The sequence below is a fragment of the Streptomyces sp. NPDC002835 genome (assembly GCF_053591995.1).
Window position 1 is genome coordinate 1 of record NZ_JBSFUW010000061.1, and the last position, 21712, is coordinate 21712.

Below are 21712 nucleotides of genomic sequence, written 5' to 3' on the forward strand. Positions count from 1 at the left end.
AGCAGCATGATCGTGCCGTGCATCGTGAACGCCTGGTTGAACTGCTCGTTCGACATGATCTGCGTGCCCGGCCGGGCCAGCTCGGCGCGCATGAACAGCGCCATCACACCGCCGATGATGAAGAAGCCGAACGAGGTGGTGAGATACAGCGTGCCGATCGTCTTGTGGTCGGTGGTCGTCAGCCACTTGATCACGACATTGCCGGGCCGCCTGCGCTGCACCGGCAGCTCGTTCTCGTATGCGTCCTCCGACTGCACGTCGAGGCGAGGACCTGACTCAGATGCCACACGAACTCCCGTACGTTCGGGTGCCTTCTGCGCTGCTTCAGGCGCAGATGCACCCACAGGCGGCGACCCCTATGACCTATACCGGTGCAATGTATATGGGTGGGGCCTTACGGGCGGTCCACGACATCCGCCGTCCGGGTGACGCACTTCCCCGGGTCCGGCGTTACGAGTTCCGGATGCCGGGTACCTCTGTGCGGTCGGTGCGCCCGGTACCGGCGACCTGGCACGGGAGGTACGAGGTGGATCCTTCGGTGGACCGGATCGCCCAGCCCTGGGGAGGCCGTACCCCCTACGCACGGCACGGGCAGTGGCCGACGCGGGTGGACACCCACCTGGGTGACGGGGTGTCGGCGGACGACGTGGAACGGTGGGTCCAGACCGCCTCGATTCTTCACTCGGACGGGGACGCCATGGACGTCGCCGTACGAGGCGGCCGCATGGTCGGCGTACGCGGACGGGCGATCGACCGGGTCAACCGCGGCAGGCTCGGGCCCAAGGACCTGTTCGCCTGGCAGGCAGGCGCCTCGCCCGACCGGCTGACCAGGCCCCTGGTCCGTGAGGGCGGGCGGCTGGTGGAGACCGACTGGGACACCGCGATGGGCCGCGTCGTCTCCCGCTCACGCGAACTCCTCGGCGAACAGGGCCCCGGCTCCATCGGTTTCTACACCTCGGGCCAGCTGTTCCTGGAGGAGTACTACACGCTCGCGGTGCTCGCCCGGGCCGGCATCGGCACCAACCACCTGGACGGCAACACTCGCCTGTGCACCTCCACCGCCGCGGAGGCGCTCAAGGAGTCCTTCGGCTGCGACGGCCAGCCCGGCACCTACGACGACATCGACCACGCCGACGTCATCGCCCTCTTCGGCCACAACCTCGCGGAGACGCAGCCCGTGCAGTGGATGCGCATCCTCGACCGGCTGGAGGGCGCCGACCCGCCGCGGCTGGTGTGCGTCGACCCCCGGCCCACGCGGGTGGCCCGCAGCGCGACGGTCCACCTGGCCCCGCGCGTCGGCACGAACGTGGCGCTGCTGAACGCCCTGCTGCACGAGACGATCCGTCACGACCGGGTCGACCACGCGTACATCGAGGCGCACACCGTCGGCTTCGAGGAACTCGCCGACCGGGTCAAGGACTGCACCGCGGAGTGGGCGTCCGCCATCTGCGACGTCCCCGCCCGGCAGATCGTCGAGGCGGCCGAGGTCGTCGGCACCGCCGACCGGCTGCTCTCCACGGTGCTCCAGGGCGTCTACCAGTCCCACCAGGCCACCGCCGCCGCCGTCCAGATCAACAACCTGCATCTCATCCGCGGCATGCTCGGACGGCCGGGCGCCGGCCTGCTCCAGATGAACGGTCAGCCCACCGCCCAGAACACCCGCGAATGCGGCGCCAACGGCGACCTGCCGGGCTTCCGCAACTGGGAGAACGACCAGCACGTGGCCGACCTGGCGAAGGTGTGGAACGTCGAACCCACCACGATCCCGCACTACGCCCCGCCCACCCACGCCATGCAGATGTTCCGCTACGCCGAACAGGGCTCGATCCGCATGCTGTGGATCAGCGGCACCAACCCGGCCGTCTCCCTCCCCGAACTGTCCCGCATCCGCTCGATCCTGTCCCAGAAACGGCTGTTCACCGTGGTGCAGGACCTGTTCCTCACCGAGACGGCACAGCTCGCGGACGTCGTCCTGCCCGCGGCGACCTGGGGCGAGAAGACCGGCACGTTCACCAACGCGGACCGCACGGTGCACCTGTCCGACAAGGCCGTGGAGCCGCCGGGCGAGGCACGACCGGACCTGGACATCTTCCTGGACTACGCCACCCGCATGGACTTCCGCGACAAGGACGGGGGACCGCTGGTCCACTGGACCGACCCCGAGTCGGCGTTCGAGGCGTGGAAGCGCTGCAGCGCCGGCCGGCCGTGCGACTACACGGGCCTCACCTACGGCCGGCTGCGCGGGGCGAGCGGCATCCAGTGGCCCTGCAACGACGAAGCCCCGGACGGCACACCGCGCCTCTACACCGAAGGCATCAGCTGGGCCCACCCCGACACTTGCGAGAACTACGGCAAGGACCTGGTGACCGGCGCGTCCAGCAGCGTCGTCGAGTACCGCTCCCTCAATCCGGACGGCAAGGCGATGCTCAAGGCGGCCGGATTCATGCCGCTGCACGAGGCCCCGAGCACGGACCACCCCTTCCAGCTGACGACCGGGCGCACCGTCTACCACTTCCACACCCGCACCAAGACCGGCCGCGTACCACAGCTGAACGCCGCGGCCCCCGACGTGTGGGTGGAGATCTCCGAGGCCGACGCCGCCGCGCGGGACCTCGCGGAGGGCGACCTCGTCGAGGTCTCCTCGCCGCGCGGCTCCCTGCGGGGCCGGCTGCGCGTCACCGGTCTGCGGAAGGGCACGCTGTTCGTGCCCTTCCACTACGGCTACTGGGACACGCCCGGCGGCTCAGGGCCCGACGCCGGGACACCCGGGCGCGCCGCCAACGAGACGACCGTCACCGACTGGGACCCGGCCTCCAAGCAGCCGCTGTTCAAGACCTCCGCCGCCGCGCTCACCCTCGTCGAGAAGTCCGACGGGAAACCCTCACCGGCCCCCACCACCACCGCCTCCGAGCCCGGACCCGGCTCCGGCGTACCCGCGACGGAAGGCGGGCCGGACGCCCGCGTACACCAGACGACGGACGAGGACCGGGCCTCGCGGGAAGGCGGCTCACGATGAACGGCATCACCCTCGCCCTGCGGGTCCTCCACCACGGTGAGCGGCACCTCGCCGGGGAACTCCTCGCGGTCGCCGACCGCCACCGCACCGAGCACGAGGTCCACCACGTCGCCAAGGACATCGCCGGCTGGTCACGGGACCATGTGGAGCGGCTGGCCGACACCGGCCGCGCATACGGTCTCGAACTCGACGAGCCCCGGTCGAAGCCGCCGCAGGCGCTGCTGGCGATGGTGCGGCAGAAGGCGGCGCGGGCCGTCGGGCACCGTCCCGAGCCGGGCCTGCTGCTCCTGCGCGACCTGCGCGACCTGCATCTGGACGCGTCCGAGAACTCCCTGTACTGGGAGATGCTCGCCCAGGCCGCACAGGCCTCCAAGGAAACCCGGCTGCTGGAGCTCGCCTCCGCGTGCCATCCGCAGACGCTCCGGCAGATGCGGTGGACCAACACCATGATCAAGAACATTTCGCCGCAGCTTCTGACCGGCCTGTGATTCGAGGGGCCCGCGATGCCTGTGACGCCCGGGGTGTTCGCCGCGCCCGCCGCGCCCGAGGAACCGACGAGAAGACCGGAAGCCCCGGTGGTACTGATCACCGGCGCCTCCTCGGGGATCGGCGCGGCCGTCGCCGACCGCTTCGCCGCCGCGCCGGGCTGGCGCCTGCTGCTCCACGGACGCGACAAGGCGCGCCTCGACGAAGTGGCGAGCCGCACCGGCGGCGCCGCGCTCCCGGCCGACCTGGCCGACCCCGGCGGGGCCGCGCACCTCGCCCGTACGGCCCTCGACTCCGCCGGACAGGTGGACGTCCTGGTCGCGGCGGCGGGCGTCGGCTGGGCCGGCCCCTTCACCGCCATACCGCCCGCGGCGATCGACGAGGTGCTCGCCGTCGACCTGGCGTCCGTGGTGTACCTGGTGCGCGGGCTGCTGCCGCGGATGATCGCCCGGGGCAGAGGGCGGATCGCGCTGATGGGCTCCCTCGCCGGAGCCGTGGGCGTCGCGGACGAAGCGGTGTACTCGGCGGTCAAGGCGGCGCTGGGCGTCTTCGCCGAGAGCCTGCGCTACGAGCTGCGGGGCACCGGCGTGGAGATCTGCCTGGTGCTGCCGGGCGTCGTCGACACGCCCTTCTTCGAGCGCCGCGGCGCTCCCTACCGCCGTACCCGCCCGAGGCCGGTCCCGGCCGGGCGGGTGGCGGACGCGGTCTGGCGGGCGGTGGTGGGGCGTCCCACGGAGGAGATCTTCATCCCGCGGTGGCTGTGGCTGCCGGCCCGTATTCACGGGGCGGTGCCGGTGGTGTTCCGACGCCTCGCGGAACGCTTCGGCTGAGCGGGTGCGCGGCGCGGGCCCGGCACCCCGCTCCGCGCGGCGTCTCGGGGGCTCCGCCCCGAACCCCCCGCGCCTCAATCGCCGGCGGGGCTGGGTGTGGCCGGTCTTGTCGGGGCGCTGCCCCGAGCCCTGTGACTCAATCGCCGGCGGGGCTGGGTGTGGCCGGTCTTGTCGGGGCGCTGCCCCGAACCCCGCGCCTCAATCGCCGGCGGGGCTGGATGTGCCCGGTTCCGTGCCGGACCTGGGGCCTGGGGCGCCGGCGAGGCTGGGGTGGCCAGGCACATGAAGCCCGGCCTGGGGGTACCACCCACGGCCGCCAGGCCGTGGGGGGAGATTGAGGCCACCGCGCGAAGCGCGGTACCGGGCCCGGGGCCTGCCCGGACCTCAGGGGCCGATCGGGTGAATCGGTGGGCCCGGTGCCGCTGTCGGCGGGCACCGGGTCGGTGAATCGACAGGCTGGGCGTCGGCTGCCGTCGCCGGCGCGCGCCGCGGTGCTGGGCACCGCGACCTCGATCGGGTTCGCCTGCACCGCGGCGCTGCTGAAGGACGCGTTCGGCCGGCTGCCGGACGGCCTCGGCGGGGTACTGGCGACCTGGCAGCCGTACGCGGCCGTGGGCGTCGGCCTCGGGAGCTTCGTGCTTCTCCAGGTGACGCTGCGGGCGGGCTCGCTGGCCGCGTCGCAGCCGGCGCTCACCCTGGGAGACGCGCTGCTGAGCGTGGTGCTGGGGGTGGTGCTCTTCGACGAGCGGTTGCAGCTGGGCTGGCGTACCCCGTTCGAAGTGGTGGCGCTCGGCCTGCTGGTCGCCGGTTGCGTCGGGCTGTCGCGGTCGCCGCTGCTGGTGAAGGACCCGGGCGGCGAGGAGAAGTGGTGACGAGTGCGCCGGAGCGGGCCGGCCTGTTTCTGTCCGTTTGCATGCCTGGATCTGTTTACTTCTCCGCGACGCGGGCGTAGCATCCAAGAAAACCACAGACTCGGTCATGGAAACGGATGTAAAACCACATGTTCGCAGCGGAGCGTCAGCAGGAGATCATGCGCCTGGCCCGCGACAGCGGTCGGGTGGATGTGCTGTCACTCGCCGAGGAGTTCCAGGTCACCGCGGAAACCGTGCGGCGCGACCTCAAGGCCCTCGACCGCGCGGGGCTGGTGCGGCGGGTGCACGGCGGCGCCATCCCGGTCGGACACCTCGACTTCGAGCCCGACCTCGCCGAGCGCGACGCCGTCGCGGCCGATGAGAAGGAGCGCATCGCGCGCGCCGCACTCGCCGAGCTCCCCGTCGACGGCAGCGTCATCCTGGACGCAGGCACGACGGCCGCCCGGCTGGCCGCGGGCCTCCCGGTGGACTCGGCGCTGACCGTCGTCACCCACGCGCTGCCCGTCGCCGCCCGCCTCGCCGACCACCCGGGCATCGCCCTCCACCTCGTGGGAGGCCGGGTGCGGCACCGCACCCGGGCCGCCGTCGACGCCTGGGCGCTGCGCGCGTACGCGGAGATCAAGGCCGATGTCGTCTTCCTCGCCACCAACGGGTTCTCCCTCGACGGCGGCCTGACCACGCCCGACCTGGCGGAGGCCGCGGTCAAGCGGGCCGTCGTCGGCGCCGCCCGCAGGGTCGTGCTGCTGGCCGACTCCGCCAAGTTCGGGCAGCAGCACTTCGCCCGCTTCGGCGAGCTCGCGGACGTGGACCTGCTGATCACCGACACGGGCCTCGCGCCCGACGACGCCCGCGCCATCGAGGCGCAGGGCACGGAGGTCGTCCGCGCATGATCCTCACCATCACCCCGAACCCGAGCCTGGACCGCACCTACGAGCTGCCGTCCCTGGACCGCGGAGCCGTGCTGCGCGCCGCCCGGGACCGCGTCGATCCCGGCGGCAAGGGCGTCAACGTGTCCCGCGCGGTCGCCGCCGCCGGCCACCGCACCGTGGCCGTCGTGCCGCTCGGCGGCCCCGAGGGCGCGCTGCTCGACCGGCTGCTCGGGGAGCACGGCATCGAGGCCGCCGGCGTACCCGTCGCCGGCTCCACCCGCGTCAACATCACGCTCGTCGAACCCGACGGCACCCTCACCAAGGTCAACGCGGCCGGCCCCGACCTCGCCGCCGCGGAGGCCGAGGCGCTGCTGGAGGCCGTACGGACCCGCTCCGCCGACGCGGACTGGATCGCCTGCTGCGGCAGCCTGCCGCGCGGGCTGCGCCCCGAGTGGTACGCCGAGCTGGTGGCGCGCCTCCACCGGGCCGGCGCCCGGGTCGCCCTGGACACCTCGGGCGCCGCCCTGACCGCCGCGCTGCAGGAGCGGCCCGACGTGGTCAAGCCCAACGCGGAGGAGCTCGCGGAAGCCGTCGGCCGCCCCCTCGCCACCGTCGGCGACGCCGTCAAGGCGGCGGAGGAGCTGCGCGAGCGGGGAGCCCGGGCGGTCCTGGCCAGTCTGGGAGCCGACGGCCAGTTGCTCGTCGACGACACCGGCACCTGGTTCGGACACGCGCCTGCCGCGGCGGTCCGCAGCAACGTCGGTGCCGGAGACGCCTCCCTCGCCGGCTTCCTCGCCGCCGGCGGCAGCGGCCCCGCCGCCCTCGCCGCCGCCGTCGCCCACGGCACCGCCGCCGTCCAGCTGCCGGGCAGCGTCATGCCGTCACCGGCCGACCTGGACCCGGCGGCGGTGACGGTCACCGAGTCCGTCCCCCTCGACCACGTCCTCGGGGAGCCGGCGTCATGACCGCCCTCCCCGGGCCCGGCCCGGCCCGGACGGACCAGGGCCCGACGGGTGCCGCACCACCATGTCCCACCACCGCCCCCGCGGCGGTTCGCGAGCAAGGAGCCGCGTGATGAGTGAGTTGATCACCGCAGGACTGGTCGACGTCGACCTGTCCGCCGAGACCAAGCAAGCCGCCGCGCGGTCCCTCGCCGAACGGATGGTCGCCGCCGGACGTGTCACCGACATCGACGGCTTCCTCGCCGACGTGGCGGCACGCGAGGCCCAGATGCCCACCGGGCTCGACGGCGGCATCGGCATTCCGCACTGCCGCAGCGAGCACGTCACCGCCCCGACGCTCGCCTTCGGCCGCAGTCCCTCGGGCATCGACTTCGGCGCCCCCGACGGGCCGGCCGACCTGATCTTCCTGATAGCCGCGCCGGCCGGCGCCGACGACGACCATCTGACGATCCTGTCGTCGCTGGCCCGGCGGCTCATGGACCCGGAGTTCACCGCAGCGCTCCGCGCCGAGCGCGACCCGGCGGCCGTCGCGGCCCTCGTCCGCGGGGACGAGGCCCCCGCCGAGGACGCGGGCGGACCCGAGGCCGCCGAGGCCCCGGGGGACACCTCGCCGGCCCCCGCCGCGCCCTTCCGGATCGTGGCCGTCACCTCCTGCCCCACCGGGATCGCCCACACCTACATGGCCGCCGAGGCCCTGCAGAAGGCCGGCGAGGCGGCGGGCGTCGAACTCGTCGTCGAGACACAGGGCTCCGCCGGATTCACCCGCCTCGACCCCGCTGTCATCGCCGCCGCGGACGGTGTGGTCCTCGCCCACGACGTCGAGGTCAGGGAGAAGGACCGGTTCGCCGGCAAGCCCACCGTCGACGTCGGGGTCAAGGCCGCGATCAACCGGCCCGCCGCACTCATCGCCGACGTACGCGGCAGGGCGGAACGCGGCGAGACGACCGTCGCGGCGGCCGGCCCGGCGCCCATGGACACCGGCGCCCCGGGCGACCACTTCGGCACGCGGCTGCGCAAGTGGCTCATGACCGGCGTCAGTTACATGGTGCCGTTCGTCGCCGCGGGCGGGCTGCTCATCGCCCTCGCCTTCGCCATCGGCGGCTACGAGATCAACAGCGCCCCGTCCGTCGCCGAGCACTTCGTATGGGGGGAGGCCGCGAGCTGGGCGGCGCTGATGTTCCAGATCGGCGGAGCCGCGTTCGGCTTCCTGGTCCCTGTACTCGCCGGATACATCGCCTACGGCATGGCCGACCGGCCGGGCCTCGTGCCGGGCTTCGTCGGCGGCGCGCTCGCGGTCACCATCGAGGCGGGCTTCCTCGGCGGACTCGCCGCCGGCCTCATCGCGGGCGCGGTGGTGAAGGCCATCCAGCGCGTACGCGTCCCCGCCGTGCTGCGCGGTGTGATGCCGGTGGTGGTGATCCCGCTGATCTCCTCCGCCGTCGTCGGATTCCTGATGTTCGTCGTCGTCGGCAAGCCCATCGCCTCCCTCCAGAAGGCCATGACCGACTGGCTGAGCGGCCTGTCCGGCGGCAACGCCGTCCTGCTGGGCGTCCTGCTCGGCCTCATGATGTGCTTCGACCTCGGCGGCCCGGTCAACAAGGTGGCCTACGCCTTCGCCGTCGGCGGCCTCGCGGCCCCCACCGAGGGCAGCCTCAAGGTCATGGCCGCCGTCATGGCGGCGGGCATGGTCCCGCCGCTGGGCATGGCCCTGGCGACGACCGTCCGCGGGAAGCTGTTCACCAAGACCGAGCGGGACAACGGCAAGGCCGCCTGGGTCCTCGGCGCCTCCTTCATCAGCGAGGGCGCCATCCCGTTCGCCGCGGCCGACCCGCTGCGCGTGATCCCGTCCGCGATGGCCGGCGGAGCCGTCACCGGCGCCCTGTCCATGGCGTTCGGCGCCACGCTGCGCGCTCCGCACGGCGGCGTCTTCGTCGTCCCCCTGATCGGACAGCCGCTGCTCTTCCTGCTCGCCGTCGCGGCCGGCACGGCGGTCACCGCCGCCCTGGTGGTCCTGCTCAAGAGCCACCGCAAGCCGGAGACCGCGGCCGTGACCACCCCCGCCACCACCGACGCGGCCGCGGACGTCAAGGTCCCCGCCGCCGCCTGACCGGCCGGTCCGGCCCGGGGCGCGACCCCGGGCCGGACCCGGCCACCTGCCGCCCGCCGGCCCGGTGCCGTGCCGGCCACCGCGGACCCCCACCCACCGGCAGCCTCGTCCTCCCCCTCCCCGTAGGAGTGTCATCCCCATGCCACAGCGCACCGTCGTCATCGGCTCCCGTTCCGGACTGCACGCCCGGCCCGCCTCCGTCTTCGTCCAGGCCGCCGCCCGCCAGCCGGTCCGGGTGACCGTCGCCCGCGACGGAGGGACCCCGGTCGACGCCCGCAGCCTGCTGTCCGTGCTCGCCCTCGGCGCCAAGCACGGCGACCCGCTGGTGCTGTCCGCCGAGGGCGACGGCGCCGAGGCCGCCCTCGACGAACTGGCCACGCTGGCCGCGGCCGACCTCGACGCCCAGGAGCAGCGGTGACGACCGGCACCACCACCACGAGCACCCCCGTGCTGCACGGCATCGGCACCGGGGGCGGCAGCGCCGCCGGGCCCGTCGCCCGCATGGCGCCCCCGTCCGCCCTGCCGCCGGCGCGCACCGTGGCGCCGGCCGACGCACCCGCGGAGGCCGCGGCGGCGCGCGGGGCGCTGGCCTGGGTCGCCGCCGACATGGAGGAGCGGGCGGCCGCCGCCGGCGGCGAAGCGGGCGCCGTCCTGTCCGCGCAGGCCATGATGGCCGCCGACCCGACCCTCGCGGACCAGGTCGCGGACCTCGTCCTCGGCGGGGTCGACGCCGCCCACGCGCTGGACGGGGCGTTCCGCACCTTCCGCTCGTCCCTCGAAGCGGCGGGCGGCTACTTCGCCGAACGCGTCGCCGACCTCGACGACCTGCGCGACCGCGCCGTGGCCCACGTCCTCGGACTCCCGATGCCCGGTCTGCCCGACCCCGGCCGGCCGTACGTCCTCGTCGCCGACGACCTCGCGCCCGCCGACACCGCCCTCCTCGACCCGGCCAAGGTCCTCGCCCTGGTCACCGAGCGCGGCGGACCCACCAGCCACACCGCGATCCTGGCGAAGATCCTCGGCCTGCCCGCGGTCGTCGGCTGCGCCGACGCCGCCGCGCTCACGGACGGGACACCGGTCCTCGTCGACGGCGTCACGGGTACGGTCGTCCCCGACCCGGACCCGGACACCGTCGCGGCGGCCGCCGCACGCGACGAGCACCGGCGCCGCCTCTCGGCCCGGGCCGCCGGCCCCGGGCGCACGGCCGACGGCCACCCGGTCAAACTGCTGGTCAACCTGGGCGCGCCGCAGGAACTGCCCGCCGCCGCGGCGGCCGACAGCGAGGGCGTCGGGCTGTTCCGTACGGAATTCCTCTACCTCGACCGCGAACAGGCCCCCACCGGTGAGGAGCAGACGGCCGCCTACCGCGAGGTGTTCGCCGCCTTCGCCGGCCGCCGGGTCGTCGTACGGACCCTGGACGCCGGGGCCGACAAGCCGCTGCCGTTCGCCACCGCGGCCGACGAGCAGAACCCGGCGCTCGGTGTGCGCGGCCTGCGCACTGCGCGCCGGGACCCGCAGCTCCTCGAGACGCAGCTCGCCGCGATCGCCGCAGCGGCGCGGGGCGCCGACGCCGACGTATGGGTGATGGCGCCGATGGTCTCGGTGCCCGCCGAGGCCGCCGACTTCGCCGAACGGGCGAAGGCCCACGGGCTGCGGACCGCCGGCGCCATGGTCGAGGTGCCCGCCGCGGCACTGCGCGCCGGGGACCTCGCGCGACAGTGCGACTTCCTCAGCATCGGGACCAACGACCTGGCCCAGTACGCGTTCGCCGCCGACCGCACCCTGGGCGCTCTGGCCGGACTCCTCGACCCCTGGCAGCCGGCCCTGCTCGAACTCGTACGGACGACCGCCGAGGCGGGAGCCGACCGGGACAGGCCCGTCGGGGTGTGCGGCGAGGCCGCCGCGGACCCGCTGCTCGCCCTGATCCTCGTCGGCCTGGGCGTCACCAGCCTGTCGGCCGCGCCGGGCTGCCTCGCCGACGTCCGGGCGTCGCTGGCGGCGTACACCCTGGACGACTGCCGCAGGCTCGCCGGGCTCGCACTCGCCGCCCCCGACGCGGCGACGGCCCACGAGGCCGTGCGGGAAGCCGTACGGGAGACGGCGGCTGCCTGACCCGGCCCGGGGCGCGCCCCGCACGGGCCCCCGCCGCCCACCGCTGAGTCCGGAGCAGCACACCGCGGCCAACGGTGCGAGCATGACGAGAGGACCGTGGAGCACGGGCCGTCGCCGTCGCGGACCAGGACCAGAGGGCGGCCACAGGGATGGTGGAGCCGTTGAACGCCGCTGACCGGCAGCGGGAGCCGGACTTCCTGTGCGCCGTGTTCGAAAGCATGGGCGCCGGGCTCTTCGTCACCGACACCACCGGACGGGTGACGGCCTCCAACCCGTGGGCCCGGCGACTCGTCGGACGGGCCGAGGAACAGATCCTCGGCCAGGACGCGCACGATCTGCTGCACCGCCAGGCCGACGGCAGACGGATCCCCCGGGAGGAGTGCCGTGTCCTCCCGGTGATCAGCACCGGGCGTCCGGCCGAGGGCAGCGACGAGTTCTACCTCCGGGCCGACGGCACCACCGTCCCGATCATCTGGGCCGCGACTCCCTTGACGCGGCACGGGCGGGTGGACGGCGCGGTGATCGTCTTCCACGACTTCAGCCTGCACCGGGAGGCCGCCGAGCAGCGGGCGACGCACCTCGCGGCACTGGAGGAGCTCACGGAGCGGCTGACCATGGTCGCCGAGATCTCCGCGGTGCTCAGCTCCACCATGGACGTCCCCAAGATGCTGCACCGGATGGTCCGCCTGCTGGTGCCGGACCTGGCCGACTGGGCGGCCGTCGACCTGCGCCACCAGGACCAGGCGCAGGACATGGAGCGGATCGCCGTACGGACCACGGGCGGGGCGGGCGGGGCGGACGACCTCCTCGGCCCGCTGCCGCCGCTGGCCCGGACCCCGTCGTCGTCGGCACTGGTGCGGGTGATGCGGGGGAGCCGGCCGCTGCGGCTGGACGCCGACCCGCCCCGGGCCGGGGAGCCGCCGCTCGCGCCCGCGCACCGGGAACTCTTCGACCGGCTCGGCGGGCACTCGGCCGTCGTCGTGCCGCTGAGCACCCGCCGCCAGGTCTTCGGCGCGCTCACCGTCGGCCGCACCGGGGAACGCCGGCCGTGGACGGAGGCCGAGATCCTCGTACTGGCCGACATCGGCCGCCGCGCCGGGCTGGTGCTGGACAACGCCCGGCTGTTCGACCGGCAACGGCATGTGGCGGAGACCATGCAGCGCCAACTGCTCACCCCGCTGCCCCAGGTCGACCATCTGCAGATGGCCGCCCGCTACCAGCCCGCCCAGAGCGCCGCGGAGGTAGGCGGCGACTGGTACGACTCGTTCCTCCTGGCCGACGGCGTCACCACGATGGTCATCGGCGACGTCGTGGGCCACGACCTGCAGGCCGCGGCCCACATGGCCGAGGTGCGCAACATGCTCCGGGCCCTGGCCTGGGACCGCCAGGAGCCGCCGAGCCTCATCATGCGCCGCCTGGACGATGCCATGACCCACACCAGTGACGCGCCCATGGCCACCGCCGTCTTCGCCCGGATCGAGGGGCCGGAAGGCGGCCCGTGGGAGCTGCACTGGGTCAACGCCGGCCACCCGCCGCCGCTGCTGGTGACGTCCGACGGGCACGCCCGCTTCCTCGATCAGGGGCACGGCCCCCTGCTCGGCATGGAATCGGCCCTGCATCTGGGCCTTCGCTGGCCGGACGCCCGCGAGGCGCTGCCCGCACGCTCCACGCTGCTGCTCTACACCGACGGCCTCGTCGAGAGCCGCCACCGTTCGATCGATGTGGGCCTCGCCCAACTGCGGCGCCACGCGGCCGCCCTCGCCGGCCGGGGGGTGGAGGACTTCTGCGACGAACTGCTCGCCCGTATCAGACCCAGCGGCGACGACGTCGCCATGCTCGCCCTGCGCATCCCGGCGTGGGGCGAGGGCAAGGACGGCGACCCGCCCCCGCCGCTGCGGGTGCACAACCCGGCCGCCGCCGACCGTGCCGCCCCCGGATCGCAGGTGGAGGACAGCCCGGTACGGGACACGTCGGTCGACGGCGAGTAACCGGAAAAGCGCGCCTCGCCCGGCGAGCCGGCCGGTCCCACGACCGGTGGCGCCTCCGCCGGCCGCGTCCCCGGCGCCTGCCGCGCACCGGGCGGCCCCCACTACGCCGGGCGGCACGGCAGCCCCGCTCCCGGCCCCCTCCGCCACGGCCCCGCCCGCCGGGCCGTCCGGCACCGGTGAGCCCACGGTTGCCTCCACCCCCGGCCCCACCGCCACCGAGCCGGCGCCCTCCCGTTCCGCGGCACCCACCGACCCGGGAACGCCCACCGCCTCCGCAACGCCCGACACCCCGGCGCCGACCGTCGCCCCGCCGCCCGCCGCCACCTGTCCTTCGGGGCCACCGCCCCCGCACGGCGACGCGCCGTGCGGCCCGCCCTGAGACCGGGCCCCGTCCGCCCGTCAGTCGTGCGGGACGACCGCGACCGGGCACGGCGCGTGGTGGAGCGCCGCGTGCGCGACGGAGCCGATCCGCGTGCCGACGGGGGAGCGGCGCACCCGCCGCCCCACCACCAGCAGTTCGGCGGCGGGCGACGCCGACAGCAGCACCTGCCCGGCGCTCCCGATCTCCACGTGCTCGACCACCGGCACGTCCGGGAACCGCCGCCGCCACGGCTCCAGAGCCTCGGCCAGGACCTGCTTCTCGTACGGCTCCAGCCCGCCGGCCTCGTCGGCGAGCCGCAGCGCGCCCGAGCCGTAGGCGTACGCCGGCGGCAGGCTCCAGGCCCGTACGGCGCGGACGGTCGCGCCCCTGGCGGCCGCCGCCGTGAAGGCGAAGCCGAGGACCTCCCGGCTCTCGTCCGCGCTGCCCTGCTGGCCCACCACCACCTGCCCGGTGCCGTCGTCCGGCTCGTCCTGTGCGGGCGCCCGGACCGCGACCACCGGACGGGTCGCGGCGGCGATCACCTGCTGCCCGTAGGAGCCGAGCAGGAATCCGACGAGGGCGCCGTGGCCGCGCGAGCCGAGCACCAGCATCTCGGCCTCGGCAGCGGCGCCGAGGAGCGCGGGCACCGGCGTGTCCGCCACGATCTGCGACGTCACGGCCAGGTCGGGACGGCGCCCGCTGACCCTCGTCGCCGCGTCCCGCAGCACGGCATCTGCCGAGCGCGCCTGCGTCTCCCGGTCCTGCACCAGGGGCACATCGATCGGCTGCCAGAGCCAGGCGTGCACCAGACGCAGCGGCAGCCCGCGCCGCTCCGCCTCGGCGCCGGCCCAGTCCGCCGCGGCCAGGCTCTCCGCCGAACCGTCCACCCCTGCCACGATCGCGCGATCCATCGGAACGCCTCCCTGGTGCTGCGCCGCCTGATGCCGCCGGGCCGGGTCGGGACGAGCCGGTCACCGGCGCTGCCATCTTCATGGTGCCGGACACACCGGGCGGGGCGGATCCTGGAATCAGGACCTCCGACACGGCGGGAGCACGCCATGAAGAGAACGCAGGAGTGGAAGGTCGGACTGTTCCTCTCGGAGGAGGACGGTACGACGCAGGCCAAGGCGGTGCTGGACACCGGCACCACGACCCTCACCGGGCACGGGACCGCGCACTGCAGCCCCGAGGACGTGGACGTCCCCGAGATCGGTGACGACCTTGCCGCCGGGCGGGCGATGCGCAGTCTCGCCCAGAAGCTGATGCGGACCGCCGACCGCGAACTCGAAGCGATGGGCGCGGGCCCGGCCGAGCCGCCCGCCCCCGGGTCGGTCATGCCGTACAGGACCCCCTGACACCGGCCCGCGGCCCTCCCGGCGCTTCGACGCGCAGAGGGCGGGGTACGCGGCCATCCTGATCGCGTGGCCCGATCGCCCGATCGCCCGGCGCCGACCGCGGATCGCACGACCACGGACCGGCCGCCGGCGGTCGCGCGCCACCGCCCGCCGTGCCGCGCCGGTCGCACGACGCAGCCCCGGCCGGCGCGCACCGCCGACCGGGGAGGACCGCCGACGAGGGAGGACCGACATGACCGCGAGCGTTGGCCCCGCACCGCCGGACCACGGCGGCGACTCCGACCTCCACCGGTGACCCCGGCCGGCTGGCGCGGTGTCGACGCCGTCGTCCTCGACACCGACGGCGTCATCACCGACTCCGCCCGGGTCCACGCCGCCGCGTGGAAAACGGCGTTCGACGCCTGTCTGCGCGCCCATCCGCCCGACGACCCGGCCGCCCGCCGTCCGTTCGACATCCAGGACGACTACCTCCGCCATGTCGACGGCCGGTCCCGCCAGGACGGCGCCGCCGCGTTCCTCGCCTCGCGCGGTCTGCGGCTGCCGCCGGGCAGCCCCGACGACGTGCCGGGCACGGACACCGTCGGGGCCGTCGCGGCGTACAAGGAGGAGCTGTTCACTGCGCGGCTGCGCGAGCGCGGGATCGAGCCGTACCCGGGGACCGTGCGGCTGCTGAAGCTGCTGCGGGAGCGTTCCGTCCCGCTGGCGGCCGTGTCCGCCTCCCGCCACGCGCGGGAGCTGCTCACCGTCGCCGGGGTGCTGCCCTGGCTGGACACGCTGGTCGACGGCGCGGAGGCCGCCCGGCTGGGACTTCCCGGCAAGCCGGAGCCCGCACTGTTCCTGGAGGCCGCCCGCCGGCTCGGCGTCCCCGCGCACCGCGCCGCGGTCGTCGAGGACGCCCTGGCCGGCGTCGAGGCGGGCAGACGCGGCGGCTTCGCCCTGGTGATCGGCGTCGACCGCACGGCGGGCCCCGGTACGGGGACCGCCCTGCTCGAACACGGCGCCGACCTCGTCGTCCGGGACCTCGCCGAACTGCTGCCGGACGGCCCCGGCTCCCCACCCGCCGCAAGCGACACCGAGGACTGAGGATGCACGAGTGGATCTGGACGTACGAGGGATACGACCCCGCCCGTGAGCGGCTGCGCGAGGCGCTCTGCACGCTCGGCAACGGCTACTTCGCCACCCGCGGGGCCGCCCCCGAGTGCGCCGCCGACGCCACGCACTACCCCGGCACGTACGCCGCGGGCTGCTACAACCGCCTCACGTCGACCGTCGCGGGCCGCCAGGTCGAGAACGAGGACATGGTCAACCTCCCCAACTGGCTCCCGCTGCGCTTCCGGATGCACACCGGCGTCGGCGACGCGCCCTGGTTCACCCCGGACAGCACGGCCCTGACCGAACACCGCCAGAGCCTCGACCTGCGCGCCGGCACCCTCGAGCGCACCCTGCGCTACGCCGCGGAGGACGGCCGCGTCCTCCACGTCCGGCAGGTCCGCCTGGTCCACATGGCCGACCCTCATCTCGCCGTGCTGCGCACCCAGTTCACGGCGGAGGGCTGGTCGGGGGACCTCGACGTGGAGGCCGCGCTCGACGGCTCGGTCACCAACAGCGGCGTGGCCCGTTACCGGGACCTCAACGGCAGCCATCTGGTCCACGTCAACGCCGGAGACGGCGAGCCCGACACGATGTGGCTGCGCTGCCGTACCACGACGTCCGACATCCGGATCGGCATGGCCGCCCGGACGGTCGCCGACGATCCCGCGGAGGAGGAACGGGCCCACACCGCCCACGAGCCCCTGCGCGCCGTGCAGGTCATGCGGCTCGCGCTGACCGCCGGCACCGCCCGTACCGTCGACAAGACCGTCGCCCTGCACACCTCGCGGGACCCCGCCATCAGCGACCCGCTGCACGCGGCCCTCGACCGGGTCGGCCGGGCGCCCGGCTTCGAGGCCCTGCTGGAGAGCCACCGCACGGCATGGCGCCAACTGTGGCGCAGGGGCGAGCTCGACGTGCCGGGGGAGGCGGGGAGCATCCTGCGGCTGCACCTCTTCCACGTCCTGCAGACGCTCTCGCCGCACACCGCCGACCTCGACGTGGGCGTCCCTGCCAGGGGGCTGCACGGGGAGGCGTACCGGGGCCACATCTTCTGGGACGAGCTCTTCGTCCTGCCGTATCTGAATTTGCACTTCCCCGAGGTGTCCCGCGCGCTGCTGATGTACCGCTACCGCCGGCTGGAACAGGCGCGCGGCCTGGCCCGCGACGCCGGGCACCAGGGCGCCATGTATCCGTGGCAGAGCGGCAGCGACGGCCGCGAGGAGACGCAGGTGCTGCACCTCAACCCGCGGTCGGGCCGCTGGCTGCCGGACCACTCGAGGCTCCAGCACCACGTCGGCTCCGCGATCGCCTACAACGTGTGGCAGTACTGCGAGGCGAGCGGCGACACGGAGTTCCTGCACACCAAGGGCGCGGAGATGCTGACGCAGATCGCGCGCTTCTGGGCCGGCTTCGCGTCGTTCGACGAGGAGTTCGGGCGCTACCGCATCCGGGGCGTGGTCGGCCCCGACGAGTACCACGAGGCGTATCCGGACTCCGGGGCGCCCGGCCTCGACGACAACGCGTACACCAACGTGACCGCGGCCTGGGTGCTGGCCCGCGCCCTGGAGGTGGTGCGCGAACTGCCCGAGCCGCGCCGCCGCGAGCTCGCCGAGCGCACCGGCCTGGACCGCGGCGAACTCGCCCGCTGGGAGGACGTGTCACGCCGGCTGTACGTGCCCTTCCACGACGGAGTCATCAGCCAGTTCCACGGCTACGAGGACCTGGAGGAGCTCGACTGGGACGGCCTGCGCGCCCGGCACGGGGACATCCGCCGCCTCGACCGCGTCCTGGAGGCGGAGGACGACACCGTCAACCGCTATCAGGCGCCGAAACAGGCCGACGTGCTGATGCTCGGCTATCTCTTCTCGTCGGCCGAACTGGGCGGTCTTTTCCGGCGGCTGGGCTACGCGTTCGACGACGAGATGTGGCACCGGACCGTGGACTACTACCTGAAGCGCACCAGCCACGGCTCGACGCTGAGCGGACTGGTCCACGGCTGGGTGCTGGCGCGGGTGCGGCGCGAGGACGCGTGGACGTACGTCCGCGAAGCCTTGGAGGGCGACATCGCCGACCTCCAGGGCGGCACCACGGCGGAGGGGGTGCACCTCGGCGCGATGGCGGGCACCCTCGACCTGATCCAGCGTGGCCTGACCGGGATGGAGACCCGGGGCGGGGCGCTCTGGTTCGACCCGGTGCACTCCCCGCAGCTGGCCGAGTACGGCTTCTCGATCCGCTACCACGGCCACTGGGGCGTACGGGTGCGGATGCGGCCCGGGGAGCTGCACATCGGCGTGCCCGCGTCCGACGAGGCGCCCATCGAGGTGCGTCTCGGCGACCGGACGGTGTCGGTGGAGCCCGGCGGTTCGCGGCTGCTGATGCTGCCCGACCACGGGCATCAGCCGCTGCCCTGACGGGGCGCCGGACCGCCCTGGACCCTCAGGTGTCGTCGTGCTCGAAGGACAGCCGGTCCACCACCGTCACCGTGCCGTCCACGCTCTCGCAGAGCCGCACGACGACCGGCACCAGGCTGCGCCGGGGCAGCATCCCGCTGAGCGTGACCCTGCCGTCCGCCACCTCGACCGTGACCGCGGCCGGGGAGACGCCGAGCGTGCCGGCGAGGACGTCCTCCACGATCTCCTCCTGGATGGACCGGTCCCGCCGCAGGAACAGCTGCAGCAGATCGCTGCGGCTGACCACGCCGATGAGGACCCCGCCGCCGTCGACCACGGGCAGCCGCTTGACGCGCCGCTCCTCCATCACCCTGGCCGCCCGGACGGCGCTCCACTCGGGCCCCGCGACCACGGCCGGGCTCGTCATCAGCTCACCGGCCGTCTCGCCCTCGTCACCGGAAGTGTGCCTGCGCAGCAGGTCGGCCTCGGAGACGACGCCGATCGGGTGCCGGGCGTCGTCGACGACGGGCACGGCGGTGATGCCGTACTCGTCCAGCAGCCGGGCGATCTCCTTGAAGGTGGTGCCGGGCTGGACGGCGACGGCCTGCGGAGTCATGAGGTCGGCCACGCTGCGGTGTCTCATCGCGGATCGGGTCCCTTCCCGGCAGGGCGCCGCCGGTGGTCTGCTGCTGCGACAAGTCTGGCGCGCCCCGGCACAGGACGCCGCACCGCGGCCGGCCGGCGCCCGAGGACGCCGGGTCATCCGGACAGTGCGGCGAGGGTGGCGTCGAGGTCCGCGGGCCGGGGCCGGTTGTGCGGAAGCTTCGCGAGCACCTTGGCCATGCCGCAGGTGTCCGTGAGCGCGGAGAACACCAGACCGCCGGCGACGCCGGCGGAGAGCAGACGGGCAGCGGACCGGCGCCGTCCGAGGGCGAGCCCGGCCAGCACCAGTGACCCGGCCGCGAAGCGGACCTGCCGCTCCATCGCCCACACGGCCCGGCCGCCGGCCGGGCGGTGCACGTCGTGGCCCAGCCGTGCCCAGGCGGACGTGCCGCCGGTCAGCGTGGCGGCGGCGATGCCGTGCGCGGCGAGCGTGGCGCAGGCCGTGGCCGAGCGGGCCCCGGACGCGCAGACCACGAGCAGGCCGCCCCGGCCGGCCGCTGCCCTCAGCGCGGGCAGCGCCGCGGCGAGGTGGTCCAGCGGGACGTTGTGGGCGCCGGGCAGATGACCGGAGGCGTACTCACCCGGGGTGCGCACGTCGATGACGGTCAGCTCGTGCAGCCGGGCGTGTGCCTGGGCGGGGGCGAGGGCGGTGGGAGTGCTCACGCGGGACGCTCCAATTCCTGTCGGGTCCGTCGGGGCTGTTTCCGGCCGTTGTACGCCGGTTTCGGTGCTTGGGCGACATCCCTTCCGTAGGATACCCGGCGGGGTATGACGGCATAAGGAGTGGTCCCGTGGAACTGGCGATGGCGGCGGAGGAACTGACGGCCGTGGTGAACCGGCTGCGCAGGGCGCAGGGGCAGATCGCGGGAGTCGTCAGGATGATCGAGGAGGGGCGGGACTGCGAGGACGTGGTGACCCAGCTGGCGGCGGCGTCGCGCGCCCTGGACCGGGCCGGTTTCGCCATCATCGCCACGGGTCTGCAGCACTGCCTCACCGACCCGGACACGGTCGCGAGCGGCGACCGCGAGGAGATGCGGGCCCGGCTCGAGAAGCTCTTCCTGTCCCTGGCGTAGCACCCGCCGGTACGTCCCGCGCGGGCACTGGGGTCCGGGCGGCCGCCGTGCGGTCCCGGACCCCGCTGGCTACCGTGAACGTGCGCGGCGAGACCGCGCCTCGCCGCAGCCGGCGGACCGACACGGGAAAGGTGCCCGCCATGCCCGAAGAACCGCAGACCGGACACGGCTCGCTCGGTCCCGGGCACCCCAAGGGGGACATCGGCCGACGGGTGGCCACCCGCCGCCAGCAGCTCGGGCTCTCCCGGGAGGACGTCGCCCTGCGCGCCGGCTCCGCACCCGGATACATCGAGTACCTCGAGGAGAAGACCGCCACGCCCGGCATGGGCTTCCTGCTGCGGCTGGCGGACGCCCTGGAGACGACCGTCACCGCCCTGACCGGCGGCGGCGCGGAGCTGGCCCCCGGCATCGGCATGGCCGGCGAGCGCCCGGAACTGGCGGAGCTCGGCCAGGACCAGTGCTGGGCCCTGCTGGGCACGCACGGCGTGGGCCGGGTCGCCGTCGTCACCGGGGAGGGCCCCGCCATCCTCCCGGTCAACTACCTGGTGTCCGAGGGGCGGATCGCCTTCCGTACGTCACCGGCCGCCGTCCCGGCAGAGGCGGCGGGCACCGAGACCGCCTTCGAGGTGGACCACATCGACGACGCGTTCAGCCAGGGCTGGAGCGTGCTGGCGGTCGGCACCGCCCGTGCGGTCACCGACGACGAGGGCGTCTCCAAGCTGGAGAGCCAGGCGTACAGCGCACCGTGGGCGGGCGGGGAGCGCGATCTGTGGATCGTGCTGACCCCCGAGCGGCTGACGGGACGCCGGATCCTCGTACGCGGAGCACCGGGGCAGGGCCTGCGGCACTGAGTGACACGCGGTTCGACGTCCTTCCGGGAGCGATCGCGGTGCCCGCTCACGCATCGTGCGTGCGCCGAACTTCCTTGCCCGCGAAGCATGTTGAGGGGTCGCTGCACGCACCCGGATGCCGCACGGGGAACGACCGCGACGGGCGGAGATTTCACGCCAGATCGGCACGGCCGCCCCCGCCCCAGCTGCGCGGCGCTGGTGTCTGAGCAGGCCGGCAGGTGCGTTGTCACTGGTCATGCCCCCCTGCGCGCCGTGCAGTTCGACAGGAGAGCCAGGGCGAGTATTGTCGGGCCCGACCGATGATGCAATTGCATCTGGGATTGCAGTGGCGGAATCCCGGTGAACAAGTTTGCGAACAAAGAGGAGTTGAGCGGAGTGGAGTTCGTCAACGGAATGCAGGCCGGCGCCCTGGGGCCGGTGACCTGGATCAAGAGCAGCCACAGCAACGCCACCGGTAACTGCGTGGAGATGGCGGAGCTCCCGGACGACCGGATCGCGATCCGCGACTCCCGCGGTCCGGAGGGTCCGGCGCTCGTCTGCACCCGCGACGAGTTCGCGGGGTTCGTGGCCGGAGCCCGCGCAGGAGGCTTCGACTCGGTAATCGGCTGAAAGCAGCCGTCGGGCCGGCAACTCGCCCATGGCTTCGACGGGGGAGTCCTGGATACTGTCGTCGTCCCTATCCCTC

Annotated in this window: 20 protein-coding genes; 16 read left to right on the forward strand and 4 right to left on the reverse strand. The window is 74.3% G+C overall.

The annotated features are described in order from the left end of the window. Positions 1 to 287 (reverse strand): cbb3-type cytochrome c oxidase subunit I (locus tag ACWD01_RS35055; protein WP_451167723.1); only part of this gene is annotated, 287 nt, incomplete at its 3' end. Positions 288 to 526: 239 nt separating this feature from the next. Between ACWD01_RS35055 and ACWD01_RS35060 the strand changes: the two genes are divergently transcribed. From ACWD01_RS35060 to ACWD01_RS35105, 10 genes are all read left to right on the forward strand, one after another. Beyond that, the gene (locus ACWD01_RS35060) at positions 527 to 3016 is read left to right on the forward strand and encodes a molybdopterin oxidoreductase family protein (protein ID WP_451167725.1); all 2490 of its coding nucleotides are present in this window, start codon (positions 527 to 529) and stop codon (positions 3014 to 3016) included. Beyond that, entirely contained in the window at positions 3013 to 3504 is a 492-nt protein-coding gene (locus ACWD01_RS35065; RefSeq protein ID WP_451167727.1) for a hypothetical protein, read from the forward strand. The genes ACWD01_RS35060 and ACWD01_RS35065 overlap by 4 nt, the downstream gene beginning before the upstream one ends. Before the next feature lie 15 nt (positions 3505 to 3519). Continuing rightward, positions 3520 to 4332, forward strand: coding sequence for an SDR family NAD(P)-dependent oxidoreductase (locus tag ACWD01_RS35070; protein WP_451167729.1), 813 nt, complete (start codon positions 3520 to 3522; stop codon positions 4330 to 4332). 443 nt (positions 4333 to 4775) lie between these two features. Then, entirely contained in the window at positions 4776 to 5204 is a 429-nt protein-coding gene (locus ACWD01_RS35075; RefSeq protein ID WP_451167731.1) for a DMT family transporter, read from the forward strand. A 128-nt stretch (positions 5205 to 5332) separates the two neighbouring features. Further along, positions 5333 to 6094 (forward strand): DeoR/GlpR family DNA-binding transcription regulator, encoded by a 762-nt coding sequence (locus ACWD01_RS35080; protein WP_451167733.1) that lies wholly within the window; start codon positions 5333 to 5335, stop codon positions 6092 to 6094. Continuing rightward, positions 6091 to 7038, forward strand: a complete 948-nt coding sequence (pfkB, locus tag ACWD01_RS35085) for a 1-phosphofructokinase (RefSeq protein WP_451167735.1) — start codon at positions 6091 to 6093, stop codon at positions 7036 to 7038. Before ACWD01_RS35080 ends, pfkB begins: the two co-directional genes overlap by 4 nt. Positions 7039 to 7147: 109 nt before the next feature. Then, complete coding sequence (locus ACWD01_RS35090) at positions 7148 to 9142, forward strand: PTS fructose transporter subunit IIABC (protein ID WP_451167737.1); 1995 nt, start codon at positions 7148 to 7150, stop codon at positions 9140 to 9142. A gap of 139 nt (positions 9143 to 9281) precedes the next feature. After that, the gene (locus ACWD01_RS35095) at positions 9282 to 9560 is read left to right on the forward strand and encodes an HPr family phosphocarrier protein (RefSeq protein ID WP_451167738.1); all 279 of its coding nucleotides are present in this window, start codon (positions 9282 to 9284) and stop codon (positions 9558 to 9560) included. After that, entirely contained in the window at positions 9557 to 11254 is a 1698-nt protein-coding gene (ptsP, locus tag ACWD01_RS35100; protein ID WP_451167740.1) for a phosphoenolpyruvate--protein phosphotransferase, read from the forward strand. The genes ACWD01_RS35095 and ptsP overlap by 4 nt, the downstream gene beginning before the upstream one ends. Before the next feature lie 161 nt (positions 11255 to 11415). Continuing rightward, a complete protein-coding gene (locus ACWD01_RS35105) occupies positions 11416 to 13242 on the forward strand; it encodes a SpoIIE family protein phosphatase (RefSeq protein WP_451167742.1) in 1827 nt (608 codons plus the stop codon). Between the two features lie 399 nt (positions 13243 to 13641). On the opposite strand, the gene ACWD01_RS35110 is transcribed toward ACWD01_RS35105, so the two are convergent. Continuing rightward, positions 13642 to 14514, reverse strand: coding sequence for a universal stress protein (locus ACWD01_RS35110; protein ID WP_451167743.1), 873 nt, complete (start codon positions 14512 to 14514; stop codon positions 13642 to 13644). 147 nt (positions 14515 to 14661) lie between these two features. Here ACWD01_RS35110 and ACWD01_RS35115 point away from each other — a divergent pair, with 147 nt between their 5' ends. The 3 genes from ACWD01_RS35115 to ACWD01_RS35125 all read left to right on the forward strand — a co-directional run bounded on the left by ACWD01_RS35115 (position 14662) and on the right by ACWD01_RS35125 (position 18461). Further along, the gene (locus tag ACWD01_RS35115; RefSeq protein WP_451167744.1) at positions 14662 to 14958 is read left to right on the forward strand and encodes a dsRBD fold-containing protein; all 297 of its coding nucleotides are present in this window, start codon (positions 14662 to 14664) and stop codon (positions 14956 to 14958) included. A 291-nt stretch (positions 14959 to 15249) separates the two neighbouring features. After that, positions 15250 to 16041 carry an HAD family hydrolase gene (locus tag ACWD01_RS35120; RefSeq protein ID WP_451167746.1) on the forward strand — a complete coding sequence of 264 codons (792 nt, stop codon included), beginning with the start codon at positions 15250 to 15252 and terminating at the stop codon, positions 16039 to 16041. A 2-nt stretch (positions 16042 to 16043) separates the two neighbouring features. Then, complete coding sequence (locus ACWD01_RS35125; protein ID WP_451167748.1) at positions 16044 to 18461, forward strand: glycoside hydrolase family 65 protein; 2418 nt, start codon at positions 16044 to 16046, stop codon at positions 18459 to 18461. Positions 18462 to 18486: 25 nt separating this feature from the next. On the opposite strand, the gene ACWD01_RS35130 is transcribed toward ACWD01_RS35125, so the two are convergent. Both ACWD01_RS35130 and ACWD01_RS35135 read right to left on the reverse strand, forming a co-directional pair. Continuing rightward, a complete protein-coding gene (locus ACWD01_RS35130) occupies positions 18487 to 19083 on the reverse strand; it encodes a CBS domain-containing protein (protein ID WP_451167750.1) in 597 nt (198 codons plus the stop codon). A gap of 116 nt (positions 19084 to 19199) precedes the next feature. Beyond that, positions 19200 to 19766 (reverse strand): rhodanese-like domain-containing protein, encoded by a 567-nt coding sequence (locus ACWD01_RS35135; RefSeq protein ID WP_451167752.1) that lies wholly within the window; start codon positions 19764 to 19766, stop codon positions 19200 to 19202. 128 nt (positions 19767 to 19894) lie between these two features. Here ACWD01_RS35135 and ACWD01_RS35140 point away from each other — a divergent pair, with 128 nt between their 5' ends. The 3 genes from ACWD01_RS35140 to ACWD01_RS35150 all read left to right on the forward strand — a co-directional run bounded on the left by ACWD01_RS35140 (position 19895) and on the right by ACWD01_RS35150 (position 21636). After that, positions 19895 to 20176, forward strand: coding sequence for a metal-sensitive transcriptional regulator (locus ACWD01_RS35140; RefSeq protein WP_451167754.1), 282 nt, complete (start codon positions 19895 to 19897; stop codon positions 20174 to 20176). A 140-nt stretch (positions 20177 to 20316) separates the two neighbouring features. Continuing rightward, entirely contained in the window at positions 20317 to 21027 is a 711-nt protein-coding gene (locus ACWD01_RS35145; RefSeq protein WP_451167755.1) for a helix-turn-helix domain-containing protein, read from the forward strand. 393 nt (positions 21028 to 21420) lie between these two features. Beyond that, entirely contained in the window at positions 21421 to 21636 is a 216-nt protein-coding gene (locus tag ACWD01_RS35150; RefSeq protein WP_451167769.1) for a DUF397 domain-containing protein, read from the forward strand. Positions 21637 to 21712: the final 76 nt, after the last annotated feature.